Origin of the sequence: uncultured Negativicoccus sp. (assembly GCF_902480485.1) — a bacterium.
GTDB classification, from domain to species: domain Bacteria; phylum Bacillota; class Negativicutes; order Veillonellales; family Negativicoccaceae; genus Negativicoccus; species Negativicoccus succinicivorans.
In genome coordinates this window covers 1-15,603 of record NZ_CABSTC010000008.1, presented here as the reverse complement: position 1 = coordinate 15,603, position 15,603 = coordinate 1, and the positions used below count along the sequence as shown (strand labels likewise).

The following is a 15,603-nucleotide window of genomic DNA, read 5'->3' as shown; positions in this document are numbered from 1 at the left end:
ATCTTGCTGATGTCTCTCGGATAAAAGAAATAATCCACGCTAAAAAGTCGCTTGACGCTTAAAATGGCAGCAAAGCGAATAAAAGCAGCAGCGTGAGAAAAGTAAGAATTTTATGAAATAATTAACAAAATATGAGTAAGTAAGCGCAAAACAATAAAATCAATCGATCATGTGAAATGGAAAAATATCGCAAAACGGATGAAAACCATGGAAACGGGAGGAATGGTCAAGAACGAACGTGTGATAAATAAAGAGTCCAGCGAATAAAGTAATTTACATGGTAACAAAGAAATAGAACGACTAAGTGACAAGCAAACCCATGTGAATTGGCGAAAAGGATTAGCCGATGATAAAACTTTATTTAATTACAAATTGTGTTAAAATAACATAAAGGACAGTTAATAGAAGCAATAAAGTTATTTTATTTTGATGGGGTTTTCGGTGTTAAAAGGAAAGGGAGATGTATGTATGAACAAGGTCTACAAACTTGTCTGGAGCAAAGTAAGAAGCGCTTGGGTGGTGACTTCTGAAATTGCCAAAGGACACGGGAAGGACTCCTCGTCCGGAAGAAACAGAAAACTGTTGCGGTCCGGAGTCGTCATGGCACTGCTCGGGAGCTTTTTTACCGTAGGTATGCCTTCTGTTGCCGCATTGACGCAGGAAGAGGAAAATAGCATTGTCAATGCAATCATGCAGAGACTGGAAACGGAGAGGAAAACTCCGCATTATCTGTCGGTCTACGTCAGTAAGGACAAAAAAGGAGCGAATTATAACAATGATGCGGCCTCAGACTTGCACAGCATTGCGGTAGGTGAAAATACCCAAACAAATTCTGACAGCATTGCTATCGGGTATAATGCCACAGTTTATAATAAGAAGACTTTGATGGACAACTGGTGGAACGGGGTAAATCATCCTTGGTGGAAGTCGGACACGTCATACTATAATCTACAATCCCTTAGAGAGGTAGATGACGGAAAATTTAAAGATGAGTGGGCTGTTGATTATCTTCGCGGTCGGCATAGTGTAGCGATCGGCACATATTCTCGGGCCAATGATACGATGACGATTGCAATCGGCTACAAAGCGAGTGCCGGTGTACCCGGCGGTATGAATACTGTTGCACCGCAGGTGGCGATCGGTGCGTTGGCGGAAGCGTCCGGTGTTGATTCGATTGCACTCGGAGCGGGAGCCACATCGCGGACGTATGCCGGCGTGTCGATTGGGTACGGTGCCTTTAACTACGGCGGGTACTACGGTATTGCCATCGGTCAGTTCTCACGAGCGGAACAAGAAGGCGGTATCGCCATGGGGTGGCGCGCACGGGTACAAGGGGAGTATGGCCTTGCCTTGGGAAACAGCACTCGTGTGATGGGAGGCCAGGGCAATGTCGCACTGGGATATGGCTCCGTAGCGGATAGGACGATATATTACCCACCTTACTTGGCAGAAGACAAAGGTGTTATGGATACTGTGGAAGGGCAACAGGGTGTGGTATCCATCGGGAACAGTAATACAATATGGAATCCTGATGACAAACCGGAAGGACCAAAGCCTGCATTAAGTAAACGCCAACTGATCAATCTTGCTGCCGGGACGGAAGACAGCGACGCGGTCAATGTGGCACAGTTGAAAGCGGTCAATAATAAGGCAGACAAGCTGGATAAGAGAATCAGTGAAGAAAAAGCACATTATTTTTCGGTTTCCGGTGTATCTCGGGACGATCGCAGCAATTATCACAATAACGCAACAAATGGCGTGGAAAAATCGTTGGCAATCGGTGAGTATGTGGTGGCTAATGACTACAGCGTGGCGATCGGCTATGGTGCGAAAAATAATTTCGATACTGAATACAAGAACGGTCAAACGGTTAAACGAACACATTACTACAGTATGGGGCTTCTGAAAGATCGGGTAGGATCACCAAGGTTTAATGGAGAATGGGCATATGACAAAATCCGCGGCTCACACACCGTTGCTATTGGTGATAGAGCCAGCACCAATGATACGATGGGGATTGCTATAGGGTATAAAGCAAGTGCAGGAAAACTCGGAACGAATAATGCCGTTGCCCCGCAAATTGCAGTCGGGGCACTGGCGGAAGCATCCGGAAGTTCGACCATCGCTGTTGGTGAAGGAGCGACTGCCGAAATGGATAGCAGTATTGCAATCGGTACCGGTGCGTATGCGAAACCGACAGGCAGTGAAGATATCCATTCCATAGCATTCGGAACATACAGCCGGTCGGAGGCAACGGAAAGCATGGCCTTCGGACATCATGCCAAGGCTTTGACCAATCGGTCCATCGCCATCGGTGCGGGTTCGGAAGCAAAAGCTTCCTCCGGCGTCGCCTTGGGGTACAGCTCCGTGGCGGATAGAGCGAGATCGTTAGATCCGTATTTGAAAGGAGAGGGAAAGGTATCGGACACGGTTTACGGTACACTCGGTGCCGTTTCGATCGGGAATCCGTATGGAGATCGATTATACGATAATATCAGAGTAGGATGGTACGCCGAAAAAGGAACGCGTCAGCTGACTAACCTGGCGGCAGGTTCGGAAGACAGCGATGCGGTGAACGTAGCGCAGCTTCGTGTGATTGATGACAAAAAAGCGAACCTCGATGCCTCCAACTTGACGAAAGCTTCGGATAAATCGGCATGGGCAACCGTGCTCGGGACAGGGACAATCACGCAAAATGATGCGAATCTGGTGACTGGCGATACCGTGTATCAGTACATTAAGAACAACGTCAAAGCGACAAAAGTAACCGTAGACGGAAAAGAAGAGAGCCAAGACGGCAACCTGAAGATCAAGAAAACGGAAAAAGACGGCCAACTGACCTATGACCTTTCCCTGAATGATGAAATTACCATCGGCAAAAAAGGAACACCGGGTGAAGACGGAGCGCCGGGCAAAGACGGCGTTGACGGAAAGATCGGCATCAACGGAAAAGACGGCCGCTCGGCAGACATCACAATCGGTAAAGGAGCAGCCGGCGTTGACGGGAAAGATGGAGAAGCCGGACAGGCAGGAAAAGACGGCATTACCCGTATCATCTACAAAGATGAAAAAGGAGAAACACGTCAAGTAGCCACCTTAGACGACGGCCTGAAATTCAAAGGCGACAACGACACCGTTGTCACCCGTAAACTGAATACCCAACTTGATATTATCGGCGGAGCGGACGCAACCAAACTCTCTGAAAACAACATCGGCGTATTTGGCACACAAGACGGCGGATTAGCTGTCAAACTCGCGAAGAACCTGAAGGGTCTTTCGAGTGCGGAATTCAAAGGAGACGGTGATAAAGTCACCAACATTACGGCACAAACCATTACCCAAAAAGACGGAGATAATATCACCAATATTAAAGCGGGTGACGTTTCCGTAACCCGCAAAGACGGTGACACAAACAAAACCGTCAACCTTTGGGACTTGAGCCAGAAGGTAGAAACTAATGCCAAAGCGACTAAGGTTACGGTAGACGGAGCAGAAAACAAAACCGACGGCAACCTGAAGATCAAGAAAACGGACGACAACGGCCAACTGACCTATGACCTTACCTTGAACAATGAAATTACATTGGGTACAAAAGGGACACCGGGTGCAGACGGAGCGCCGGGCAAAGACGGCGTTGACGGAAAGATCGGCATCAACGGCAAAGACGGCCGCTCGGCAGACATCACAATCGGTAAGGGAGCAGCTGGCGTTGATGGAAAAGACGGAGAAGCCGGACAGGCAGGAAAAGACGGCATTACCCGTATCATCTACCAAGATGAAAAAGGAGAAACCCGCCAAGTAGCCACCTTGGACGACGGCCTGAAATTCAAAGGCGACAACGACACCGTCGTGACCCGCAAGCTGAATCAGCAACTGAACATCACAGGCGGAATTACCAACGAAAGCTTGGTAACAACCGGTAACATCGGCGTATTCGGCACAAAAGACGGCGTATTAGCTGTCAAACTCGCGAAGAACCTCACCGGTCTTTCCAGCGCGGAATTCAAAGACGGTGACAAAGTCACCAACATTACGGCACAAACCATTACCCAAAAAGACGGAGATAATATCACCAATATTAAAGCGGGTGACGTTTCCGTAACCCGCAAAGACGGTGACACAAACAAAACCGTCAACCTTTGGGACTTGAGCCAGAAGGTAGAAACTAATGCCAAAGCGACGAAAGTGACCGTAGATGGAGAGGAAAACAGCCAAAACGGAAATCTGACGATTAAGAAAACGGAAAAAGATGGCCAGCTGACCTATGACCTCTCCTTGAACGATAACATCACCATCGGTAAGGACGGCAAAGACGGCAAAATCGGCATCAACGGTAAAGACGGCAAATCCGCGGACATCACCGTCGGCAAAGGTGAAGCCGGAGTAGATGGCAAAGACGGAGAGACCATTACCCGTATCATCTACACAGACAAAGACGGAAAAGAGCATAAAGTAGCCACCTTGGATGACGGCCTGAAATTCAAAGGCGATAACGATACCGTCGTGACCCGCAAGCTGAATCAGCAACTGAACATCACAGGCGGTGCGGACGCAGCTGACCTCTCTGATAATAATATCGGCGTGGTAGGGGCAGCCGGAGACAACGGCGGAATGAAAGTCAAACTGTCTAAGAAGCTCAAAGGTCTCACCAGCGCGGAATTCAAAGACGGAGATAACGTCACCAACATCAAGGCAGGAGATATTTCCATCACGAAGAATGAAGGAGGCAAAACAACAACTCGCACTTTCTGGGAAATCAGCAACAAGGTCGATGAAAATACGACGAAGATTAACAATATTGAAACGAATATTGACACAAAGATTGACCAGAAGATTGAAGACGCTAAGATCACGGTCGATGGAGATACGGACACCGGCGTCAAGGCGACAGCAATTGAGGACAACGGCAAAGTAAAGGGATACAAGGTTTCCTTAGACAAAAAAGTCACAGTAGGCAATGTCGCTATTGACGGAAAAGATGATAAGGGCGAAATCACCGGACTGACGAATACGACGGTTGACGCTGCGGACTTCGCCACCAAAGGCAGAGCGGCAACGGAAGAACAGTTGAAAGCGGCCATGGGCAAAGTACAGGCGCAGAGCCGTACGACTGTCAAAGGAAGCAAGAACATCACAGTAACGCCGAACACGGCAAGCGCCGCTGAGTATACCGTCGGATTGGCGAACGATATTTCCGTAAACAGCGTCACGGCAAATGAATACAAAGTCGGTGATAAAACATACATCAATCAAGACGGCATTAATGCGAACGGCAAGAAAATCACGAACGTGGCTGACGGAACAGTTTCCGCGGACAGCACGGATGCGGTGAACGGCAAACAGTTGTATGAAGTCAGCCAGCAGATCGAAAAATCCACCATGGGCAATGTTCAAAAAGAATTGTCCGCGATGGGAGACAGAGTCGATAAGGTGGGCGCGGGCGCGGCCGCGTTGGCGGGACTCCATCCGCTGGACTTTGATCCCGAAAACAAATGGGATTTCGCCGCGAGCTATGGCAACTACAACGGAGCGAACGCGGTGGCGATCGGCGCGTTCTATCGCCCGAACGAAAGCAAAATGTTCAGCGTCGGCGGATCATTTGGCGGCGGAGAAAACATGCTCAATGTAGGCTTCTCCATGAAAGTGGGCAAGGGCAACGAGTATATGAAACTTTCCCGCCCTGAAATGGCGCAAAAACTGGAAGAACAGAGCAAGGAAATCCAGGAAATGAAAGCCAAGGATCAAGAACGAGACGCGCAGATGCAGGAAATCATGCGCCAGCTCCAGCTTCTCCAAGCGCAAGCAGCAAAATAAAGAATCCTCACATTAAGAGGCATTCTTTCGGAACAGAAAAAGGTCACGGCATATGCCGTGACCTTTTTCGCATGGAAAATCGGATCGGTCCGCCGAGTTTTGATTTACATGCGAGTAAAAAAGTAAGACGGCATCGGCGGCTCTTGATGGCGTTTACTTTGTTGAGTGATTTTCGGCATAGGGCATATCTTTGAAATATCAGACGAAGAGTGAGCGGATCACTTTTCCTGCGCCGAAAATTACCCGTTCGCGAGCGCTAACGTGTATAATAAATGCAAAAGTGACGAAATCAGATGACGGAGGCAAGGAATGAATGAAAAGGCGGCGCGAGCGTATCGCGCGTTTTTAGAAGCGTACGGACTGGATTTGCAAGCGCTCGGAATGGAAGAAACGCCGGCGCGGGTGGCGGAGTTGTATGAGGTGTTGTTGGCCGGTGTCGGGCAAGGAACCAAGCCGATTTGGGGCGAAGTTTTCGAGTCGGATTACCACGGACTTTTGACGGTGACGGGATTGCATTTTTATTCGCTTTGCGAGCATCACATGCTGCCGTTTTTCGGAACGGCGGATATTATTTACGATCCGCGCGACGGCATGGTGGCGGGTCTTTCCAAAATGGAAAAATTGGTGCAGATGTTGTCGCGTCGTCCGCAGTTGCAGGAACGCTTGACAGAAGAAATCGCCCGCGCGGTGATGGACGATCTACGCGCGCAGGGCGTATTTGTCCGCGTTAGCGCGGCGCATTTATGCATGACGATGAAGGGCGACAGTTCGCCCGATACGAAGATTACCACCGTGCGCGGCTTGGGCACATTGGCGCCGGGCGGTCAAAATGAAGCGCGCGTTTTGGCGCTTTTGGGAGGAACGGATGGCGGAACAACGGACGTATGTACTGAAGAATAATCGCAGCTGGACGCTCGGCGACGCGACACAGGTGATGGGTATCTTGAATTTGACGCCGGATTCGTTTTCCGACGGCGGGCAATGGTTCAATTTGGATCGGGCGCTGGCGCATGTGACGGAAATGGAAGAAGCGGGTGCGGATCTGATCGACATCGGCGGCGAATCATCGCACCCGGGCTTCGTGCCGGTGGGCGCGGACGAAGAGATCGCGCGTTTAGAGCCGTTTCTCGCACCGGTGTTGGCATGCGCGACGGTGCCGACATCGATTGACACGTTCAAGGCGAAAACGGCGGATTGGGCGCTGCGTCAAGGCGTGGATATGATCAATGATATTTGGGGATTGCAGTACGATTCGGAAATGGCGGCGGTGGCGGCGTACCACCAATGTCCGGTGATCGTGATGCATAACCAAGACGGCACGGACTATGAAGGCGATATTCTGGACGCGATGACGGAATTTTTTGAACATTCGCTGAGCCTCGCGCAAAACGCGGGCGTGAAAGAAGAAAATATTATTCTCGATCCGGGCATCGGTTTCGGCAAGACGGCGCTCCAAAATATGGAAGTGCTGCGCCGTTTACCGGAACTGATTGAACGGTTGCCGTATCCGTGGCTTTTGGGCACGAGCCGCAAAGGTTTCATCGGTCAGGCGCTGGATTTGCCGGTGACGGAACGGATGGAAGGCACGGCGGCGACCTGCCTTTACGGACAAATGGCGGGGTGCAAGATTGTGCGCGTGCATGATGTGGCGCCGATCGTGCGCATGACGAAGATGATGGACATGATTACAGGGAAGCGACCGTATGGATCAAATTGAAATAAAAGGCATCGCGGCATTCGGCTACCACGGCGTGTTGCCGCAGGAACGGGAACTCGGCCAGCGTTTTTATGCCGATATTACGCTCGAAACGGATATGACGGCGATCGGCCGGAGCGATGAGATCGCGGACGGCGTGAATTACGCGGAAGTGTATCAGACGGCGCAGGCGATTTTGACGGGCGCGCCGGTCAACACCTTGGAAGCGCTGGTGACGAACATCAACGCGGCGATTTTACGCGCGTATCCTTTGGTCAGCGCGGTCACGACGACGGTGTACAAGCCGTCCGCGCCGGTGCCGGGACCGCTGACGCATGTGGCGGTGACGCGGCGGGAGGAACGATGAGCCGCTACTATGTCGCGCTCGGTTCCAATATGGGGGATCGTCTGGCGTATTTGCGCGCGGCGTTGCGCGAATTGAAGGAAAGCGGCGCGACGGTGGTGCGCGCGTCGGCGGTCTACGAAACGCCGCCATGGGGCAAGACGGATCAACCGGCGTTTTTGAACGCGGTGGCGTTGGTGGAGAGCGATCTCGAGCCGGCGGATTTTTTGGCGTTGTTGCAGACGATTGAAGCGGCTAACGAGCGTACGCGCGAGGTGCATTGGGGCCCGCGCACGTTGGATTTGGATATCATTTACGCTGAGGGCGTGCAATGCGATTCGGCGTATTTGACTTTGCCGCATCCTTATTTTTGGGAGCGCGCTTTCGTGCTGGTACCGCTGCACGATGTGGCGGCGGATTTTACCTATCGGGGCGAAACGATCGCGCACCGTATCGCGGCGCTGCCCGATGCGGCGGCGATACGCGAAGTGGCGACCTTGTGATGTGGTATAATAAACTTAATTTGAATACCTCGGCTTCGCGTGGCGAAGCCCTTTTTGCGTGAGTGATACTATGAAATCCGGATTTTGGCAAAAAATAAAAAACTCCGCGCGTTTGCAGGAACTTTTGACAGCGTTTCAGACGCGCGGCGCGCAACTGATCCACGGCGGGAGTACGGCGCAGGAAGCGGTGCTGGTGGCGGCCGCCATGCAAGGCGGTTTGCGGCACGCGGTGATCATCGTGGAAGACGCGGCGACACGACAGAAATGGGAAGATGACCTGCGCTTTTTCGCGCCCGAAATTCCCGTTTACGAATTTCCGTGGGTCGAACCCGCGCCACAGCACGTGGCGGCGCAAAGCACGGAGACGCGGGCCTTACGCACGCGCGCGCTCGCGGCGTTACAGGCCGATGAGCCGGCCGCGGTCATCGCGACGATTCGTGAAGCGAGCGCTAAAATCGCCGCGCCGTCAGATCTCGCCAAGCAAATGACGACGCTTTCCTTAGGCGACGCGCGGGATCGGGAAGCATGGTTCGCGCGTTTGGTGGCGCAAGGCTACGCGCGTGAGGAGCAGGTGGAAAGTTGCGGCGAATTCGCGGTGCGCGGCGATATCGTCGATATTTACGCGCCGAATTACGAGTATCCGCTGCGGTTGGAATTTTTCGGCGATGAAATTGACAGCATTCGCAGTTTTGATCCGGTGACGCAACGTTCCGTCAGCACCTACGAGACGGTGACGTTGGCGCCGTTCGCGCTGCCCGAAGGCGCGAGCAGTTTGTTGGCGTACTTGGCGGACGGGGCGCTGATTTGCGATGAACCGAGCCGCACGGCGGAAGCGTTGCGCGCGCTGCGCAAAGAAGACGCGGGGAAAAGCAAACGTCACTGGTCGTGGACGGAACTTTTACGCGACTCGCACGCGCGCAGCACGGTTTTCTTCGCGCTGATTTCGTTGCGCGTGCCGGGGGCGGAGGTTCATGCGCGATATCCGATGGACGGCCGACCGGCGCCCACATTTCGTAACCAATGGCCGCATTTTGTGCAGACGGTGCAAAAATGGTCGCGGCAAGGTTACGCGACGATCATCGCCGCGGCGGATGAAACGAAACGGACGACACTGGAAACGAACCTGCGCGAGGCGGGTATTTTCCCGACGGACGAAGTGGCGGCGGGCATGGTTACGATCGTTGCGGAAAATGTTGATACCGGTTTTATGTGGCCGCAAGAAAAAGTGGTTGTGCTCGCCACCGCGGATATTTTCGGCACGCAGAAAAAGCGGCGGCGCAGACAGGTTCGTCACGGCAACGAGATTCGCTATTTCTCGGATCTGACGGAAGGCGATTACGTGGTGCACCAGGTGCACGGTATCGGTCGTTATACGGGTCTGGAAACGATTACGCTGAACGGCGCGAACCGCGATTATTTGCGGATCGAATACGCGGGCGAGGATCGGCTGTTTTTGCCGGTCGAGCGCATTCAGCAGCTGGAAAAATATATCGCGCCGGACGGAACGGTGCCGACGCTGCACAAAATGGGCGGCGCGCAATGGACGAAAACAAAGGCCCGCGCGCAAAAATCGATTGATGATTTGGCGGATAAGTTGGTGGCGCTGTACGCCGAGCGTGAAGTGGAGCCGGGTTTCGCGTTCCCGCCGGACACGCCCTGGCAGCGTGAATTTGAAGACGCCTTTATGTACGAAGAAACGCCCGATCAGTTGCAGGCCGCGGCCGAGATCAAAGCGTCAATGGAAAAGCCGCAGCCGATGGACCGACTGCTGTGCGGCGATGTCGGCTTCGGCAAGACGGAAGTCGCGATGCGAGCCGTTTTTAAGGCGGTTATGGCGAATAAACAAGTCGCCGTCTTAGTACCTACGACCGTGCTTTCGCAGCAGCATTATCGCACGTTTAGCGCGCGTTTGGGCCCGTTCGGCGTCAATGTGGCGGTATTGAATCGGTTCCGCAGCGCGGCGGAGAAAAAAGAAATTTTGCGCGGCGTGAAAAATGGCACGATTGATGTGTTGATCGGCACGCACGCGCTGTTGAATAAAGCGGTGCAATTCCGCGATTTGGGACTGTTGGTAGTCGATGAAGAGCAACGGTTCGGCGTCGCGCAAAAAGAAAAGTGGAAAGCGCGCAACACGATGGTCGATGTGCTCACGCTTTCGGCTACGCCGATCCCGCGCACGCTGCATATGTCGCTTGCCGGCGTGCGCGAGCTTTCGGTGATGTATACGGCGCCGGCGGATCGTCAGCCGGTGCAAACGTACGTGGCGGAAACCTCGGACGCGATTTTGCGCGACGCGATTTTGGCGGAAGTGCAGCGCGGCGGGCAGGTTTATTTCGTGTACAATCGGATCGCCACAATTCGCGACATGGTGCGCAGGCTGGAAACGCTCGTCGGACCGTCGGTCACGTTTGATATCGCGCACGGCGCGATGTCTGGCGAAGAGCTGGAACGGGTCATGGCGGATTTTTACGCGGGTGATTTTGATGTGCTCGTTTGCACCAGTTTGATTGAAAACGGACTGGACCAGCCGAACGCCAATACCATTATCGTGTACGACGCGGATCGGCTCGGCCTCTCGCAGCTGTACCAGATGCGCGGTCGCGTGGGGCGTTCGGAGCGCAACGCATTCGCGTATTTTCTGTACCGGCCGGATCAGATTATGAATGAGGCGGCGGAAAAACGCCTGTACGCGATTCGGGAATTCACCGAACTCGGCGCCGGCTTTAAAATCGCGATGCGCGATTTGGAAATTCGCGGCGCGGGAAATTTGCTCGGTAGTGAACAGCACGGCAATATGGTCGGCGTCGGTTTCACCACGTATACGACGATGCTCGATGAGGCGATCGCCGCCCGACAGGGCGAACGCGCGCCGCGTAAATCGGTGGCGGCGCCGCTTTTGGAACTGACCGCGGAAGCGTACATTCCGGACCGTTACATTGAAGATCCGACGCAAAAACTCGAAATGTACCGTCGTTTGGCGGAAGTGGATACGGCGGTCGAAGTGTCCGACCTGATCGACGAATTGGTGGACCGGTTCGGCACGCCGCCCGCGCCGGTGGAACAATTACTGCGTGTGGCGCAGTTGCGCGTGCTCGCGGCGAAAGCGGGCATCGGCAGTATTCGCGAATTGCAAAATACGGTGGAGATCACGTGGAACCGACCGGAAGCGATGGCGACTTGGGATGTGTCCAAGGTGCCCGCGAAAGTGATGAAAAGTTTGCGCTTTTTGCCAGGCGAGGTGCCGCGTGCTACAATAAATAAGTTACAGTGGAGTCATTCCGCGGTGGATTTTCTGCCGGAAATATTAGCGGCTTTTTTACAGGAAGATATTGCGCAAAGCAAGGAGTAATGTGTGAGTAAAGATACATTTATTCGCGGGGCGATGATTTTAACGATCGCGGGTATTATCGTGAAAATCATCGGCGCGGTCAACCGCATTTTGCTATCCCGCTTACTGGGCGGCGAAGGCATCGGCTTATACCAGATGGCCTATCCGATTTATTTATTGGCCTTAAGTATTTCATCGGCGGGCTTGCCGGTAGCGATCTCGATCATGGTGGCGGAAAAGAACGCGATTCGCGACTATATCGGCGCGCAACGAGTATTCAGAATCTCGTCGGTGGCGCTGACCGTCACGGGCTTTGTTTTCAGTCTGCTTTTATACGCGGGCGCGCATTGGCTGGTTGATACGGGACTGGTGCGGGATCCGCGCGCGTACTGGGCGCTGGTCGCGCTTTCGCCGGCGATTTTTATCGTTACGATTGTTTCCTGTCTGCGCGGCTATTTCCAAGGCTTGCAGGAAATGAAACCGACCGCGATCAGTCAAATTTTGGAACAGTTGTTCCGCGTCGTGACCATGATCGCGTTCGCCGTTTTGCTGTTGCCGTACGGTTTGGAATACGCGGCGGCGGGGGCGACGTTCGGCGCGTTCCCGGGCGCGTTGATCGCGCTCGTGGCGTTGGGAATATTCTATTACCGCGATCGCCATGAACGCCGGCGCATGCTGGCCGATCAGGATACGACATTGCCGCGCGAATCTCTCAAAACGATTTTGAAACGTTTATTGGTGCTGGCGTTGCCGGTTTCATTGGCGAATATCATGCTGCCGGTAGTGGCCAACATCGATTTATTTGTCGTGCCGCATCGCTTAGCGGTGGCGGGGTATTCGGTCGAGGAATCGACCGAACTTTTCGGGTATCTGACGGGGATGGCGACCTCGCTCGTGAACTTGCCGACCATTTTAACGGCATCGCTCGCCGCGAGCCTTGTGCCGGCGATTTCGGCGGCGTACATGGTGCATGACCGCGCGCAGATTTTTCGCCGCACGGATGTCGCCATGCGGATCGCCAATATTTTAACGATCCCTTCGTTTGTCGGACTTTGCGTCATCGCGACGCCGATTTCGCTCATGCTCTACGCGACGCCGAACGCGGGATCGTCGATTCAGATCATGAGCTTCGGCATCTTTCTGCTGGGGGTACAGCAGGTAACGACAGGCATTTTGCAAGGCATGGGACGGACGGCGATCCCGCTCATCAATATGGTCGTGAGCGCCGCCGTAAAATTTATTTTAAACTGGACATTGACGGCGATACCGGCGCTCGGTATTGAAGGCGCCGCATGGGCGACCAACGCCGATTTTGGCGTGGCTGCGTTGTTAAATCTCTACTTCCTGCATAAATATCTTGATTACCGCATGGATTGGCAGCATACCGCGCGTATTTTCGCCGCAGCCATCGGTATGGGCATCTTTACGTATTTCGGCTATACGAGCCTCGTGGCGGCCGTGCACAGCAATACGCTGGCGACGTTGGGCGCGATCATCATCGGCATGATCGTCTATACGGTCGGTTTGATTTTGGCGAAAGGCATCTCGTCTAAAGATGTCGCCATGCTGCCGAAAATCGGCCCGAAATTGGCGCCGCTCATCGCCCGCTGGGAGCATCGCTGATGCGACACGAGCAATGGCTGCGGGAACTGGGCTGGAACCCCGCTGACGGGTATCGCATTTGCAATGAGATTCCCGCTGAACGCGTAGTGCCGATTATATTGACAGAGGAAGCGATTTCAAAATTCGCCGGCGCGCGCATTGACGGCGAGTTCCGCGCGTATCGCAGCGGCGTGTGGGAAAAACATGTTGACGCCACGCTGCCGGCAGAGAGTGAAGCGGTGGTATTGGCGCCGCGGGCGGCCGTCGCGGCGGAAGTGCTCGCTCTTTACCGCATCATGAAAACATTGCGCGGCGAAACGGGTTGCCCTTGGGATCGCAAGCAAACGCACGCCAGCCTGCGCCGTTACCTGATCGAAGAAACGCATGAAGTGTTGGACGCTATCGATCGGCGCGATATGGAACTGTTGCAAGAGGAATTGGGCGACGTTTTGTTGCAGGTCGTTTTTCACAGCGAACTGGCGGCGGAACGCGGACAATTTAATTTCGCCGACGTCGCGCGTGGCATCACGCATAAAATGACGATTCGTCATCCGCATGTTTTTGGCGATTCGGACGGGCAAAAAGTCGATTTTTCCGATTTTGACTGGGAAAAACAGAAAAAAGTCCATAAAAAACGGCAAAATATCCTTGACGGCGTGCCTAAAGGCTTGCCAAGTCTCTTATTAGCATGTAAAATACAAGAGAAAACAGCACGCGTCGGCTTTGATTGGTCGTCGGTTGGTCCCGCATTGGAAAAGTTGACAGAAGAATGGCAGGAAGTCCGTGAAGCTCTTTCTGAAGAAAGCCCAACTCATTTAGAAGAAGAGTGCGGTGATGTCCTCTTTGCGACTGTCAATGTTCTCCGTCATCTGGGAGTAGAGCCCGAAACCGCGTTGCGGCGGGCGAACGCCAAATATGTTGAACGCTTTCATTTCATCGAAGAGCGGCTCCGTAGGATGAACAAATCTTGGGACACAACGACTCCGGAAGAGTTGAATACGTACTGGAATGACGCTAAAGCGCAACTGGCGCGGCGTGGCGTAACGGGTTCACCGTTCGAGTGAGTTCGCAACGCGGACTCTAATCAAGAGGAGGGTTCATTATGAACAAAACAGAATTGATTGCTAATGTTGCCGAGATGTCGGAGATTACGAAAAAGGATGCCGAAAAAGTCGTAAAAGCGATGTTCGAATGCATCAGCGAAACCTTGGCTAAAGGCGAAAAAGTACAGATCATCGGTTTCGGTACGTTCGAAGTTCGCGAACGCAAAGCTCGTGAAGGCCACAACCCGTCTAACCCGAAACAGAAAATTAAAATTCCGGCTTCCAAGAGCCCGGCTTTCAAAGCTGGTAAACAGCTCAAAGAACGCGTTAACGTAAAACCGGCTAAAAAAGCTCGCAGAAAATAAGATACGTTCATAAAATAACGTATAAAATAACTCCCCGGCAATGCTTGGGGAGTTATTTTAGTATATAAAGTCCGTGACTATATAAAAAATAATGATTAAAATGCGAATCAATAGGATTTACATTTGACACCCGATTTTACCTGTGCTACTATATACACAAGTTCAGATTGATCTATAGGTGCCGAAAGGCCATGAGGGAAGCCGGTGCGAATCCGGCGCGGTCCCGCCACTGTGAAGCGGAGCGAGTTCCAAAAGTCACTGGGCAACCGGGAAGGCGGAGCAAGCGATGATGCGAAGTCAGGAGACCTGTCCATATGCAGCACCCGTCAGACTCACGAGCGATGAGAAGTGGAGATTTGTTCTCTTCGCGTTGTGAGAGAACATTTTTTTCTTGGTAACTTGCTCTTAGGGGCAGTTATATAAAAGGATCTCAGGATCCGGTAACAAGATATATTGGCCTATGTTTTGTTACATCCATCTCCTTGTGAAGAGGATACTGACAGGGAACAGTATTCTCTTCCCTCCTTTGTTAATCATGTCATGTGTAATAATAATGATTCATCCCCCCACCCGGCAGAGGAAACTCTGCCTCTTTTTTTGTCATATTATAGACAAATAAAAGAGATGCTTTTATTGCTATGCGATACAAAAAGCAAATGCGGAAGATACGCACGAAGATTAAACGGCTCAATAACGCCAAATATTGACGGATGATGAATTCGTAGTATACAATAATCGCATACCCTTTGAACGCGGTTTATTTCCGCGGAACGCTTGCGAGAGTGGCGGAATGGCAGACGCACCAGATTTAGGATCTGGCGCCTTCGGGCGTGGGGGTTCAAGTCCCTTCTCTCGCACCAAATCTTTTATATAAACTTTCTGCTTTTGCGCACGTGTTCAAAAGCAGAA

At 52.6% G+C, this 15,603-nt stretch carries 9 protein-coding genes, 1 tRNA gene and 1 riboswitch; all 10 genes read left to right on the top strand.

Annotated features, from left to right (window positions below):
* Positions 1-468: 468 nt before the first annotated feature.
* The 10 genes from RDN69_RS01250 (at position 469) to RDN69_RS01205 (ending at position 15,554) form a co-directional block, all read left to right on the top strand.
* Positions 469-5,814 carry an ESPR-type extended signal peptide-containing protein gene (locus RDN69_RS01250; RefSeq protein ID WP_288218151.1) on the top strand — a complete coding sequence of 1,782 codons (5,346 nt, stop codon included), beginning with the start codon at positions 469-471 and terminating at the stop codon, positions 5,812-5,814.
* A 309-nt stretch (positions 5,815-6,123) separates the two neighbouring features.
* Positions 6,124-6,714 carry a GTP cyclohydrolase I gene (folE, locus tag RDN69_RS01245; protein WP_288218150.1) on the top strand — a complete coding sequence of 197 codons (591 nt, stop codon included), beginning with the start codon at positions 6,124-6,126 and terminating at the stop codon, positions 6,712-6,714.
* Complete coding sequence (folP, locus tag RDN69_RS01240; RefSeq protein ID WP_288218149.1) at positions 6,680-7,531, top strand: dihydropteroate synthase; 852 nt, start codon at positions 6,680-6,682, stop codon at positions 7,529-7,531. Before folE ends, folP begins: the two co-directional genes overlap by 35 nt.
* A complete protein-coding gene (folB, locus tag RDN69_RS01235; RefSeq protein WP_024048305.1) occupies positions 7,518-7,877 on the top strand; it encodes a dihydroneopterin aldolase in 360 nt (119 codons plus the stop codon). Before folP ends, folB begins: the two co-directional genes overlap by 14 nt.
* Complete coding sequence (gene folK / locus RDN69_RS01230; RefSeq protein ID WP_288218148.1) at positions 7,874-8,356, top strand: 2-amino-4-hydroxy-6-hydroxymethyldihydropteridine diphosphokinase; 483 nt, start codon at positions 7,874-7,876, stop codon at positions 8,354-8,356. Before folB ends, folK begins: the two co-directional genes overlap by 4 nt.
* 70 nt (positions 8,357-8,426) lie before the next feature.
* Positions 8,427-11,705 (top strand): transcription-repair coupling factor, encoded by a 3,279-nt coding sequence (gene mfd, locus RDN69_RS01225; protein WP_288218147.1) that lies wholly within the window; start codon positions 8,427-8,429, stop codon positions 11,703-11,705.
* A gap of 3 nt (positions 11,706-11,708) precedes the next feature.
* Positions 11,709-13,307, top strand: coding sequence for a polysaccharide biosynthesis protein (locus tag RDN69_RS01220; protein ID WP_288218146.1), 1,599 nt, complete (start codon positions 11,709-11,711; stop codon positions 13,305-13,307).
* Positions 13,307-14,350, top strand: coding sequence for a nucleoside triphosphate pyrophosphohydrolase (gene mazG / locus RDN69_RS01215; RefSeq protein WP_288218145.1), 1,044 nt, complete (start codon positions 13,307-13,309; stop codon positions 14,348-14,350). The genes RDN69_RS01220 and mazG overlap by 1 nt, the downstream gene beginning before the upstream one ends.
* A 38-nt stretch (positions 14,351-14,388) precedes the next feature.
* Positions 14,389-14,694, top strand: a complete 306-nt coding sequence (locus RDN69_RS01210) for an HU family DNA-binding protein (protein WP_024048012.1) — start codon at positions 14,389-14,391, stop codon at positions 14,692-14,694.
* Positions 14,695-14,853: 159 nt separating this feature from the next.
* Positions 14,854-15,023: riboswitch (cobalamin riboswitch) on the top strand.
* A gap of 447 nt (positions 15,024-15,470) precedes the next feature.
* Positions 15,471-15,554, top strand: a tRNA-Leu gene (locus RDN69_RS01205).
* The last annotated feature ends 49 nt before the right edge of the window (positions 15,555-15,603 follow it).

Excerpts from the sequence above, each read along its gene's own strand:
- mfd (WP_288218147.1), top strand. The coding sequence starts at position 8,427 with ATGAAATCCGGATTTTGGCAAAAAATAAAAAACTCCGCGCGTTTGCAG.
- RDN69_RS01250 (WP_288218151.1), top strand. The coding sequence starts at position 469 with ATGAACAAGGTCTACAAACTTGTCTGGAGCAAAGTAAGAAGCGCTTGG.
- folE (WP_288218150.1), top strand. The coding sequence starts at position 6,124 with ATGAATGAAAAGGCGGCGCGAGCGTATCGCGCGTTTTTAGAAGCGTAC.
- folP (WP_288218149.1), top strand. The coding sequence starts at position 6,680 with ATGGCGGAACAACGGACGTATGTACTGAAGAATAATCGCAGCTGGACG.
- folK (WP_288218148.1), top strand. The coding sequence starts at position 7,874 with ATGAGCCGCTACTATGTCGCGCTCGGTTCCAATATGGGGGATCGTCTG.
- mazG (WP_288218145.1), top strand. The coding sequence starts at position 13,307 with ATGCGACACGAGCAATGGCTGCGGGAACTGGGCTGGAACCCCGCTGAC.
- folB (WP_024048305.1), top strand. The coding sequence starts at position 7,518 with ATGGATCAAATTGAAATAAAAGGCATCGCGGCATTCGGCTACCACGGC.
- RDN69_RS01210 (WP_024048012.1), top strand. The coding sequence starts at position 14,389 with ATGAACAAAACAGAATTGATTGCTAATGTTGCCGAGATGTCGGAGATT.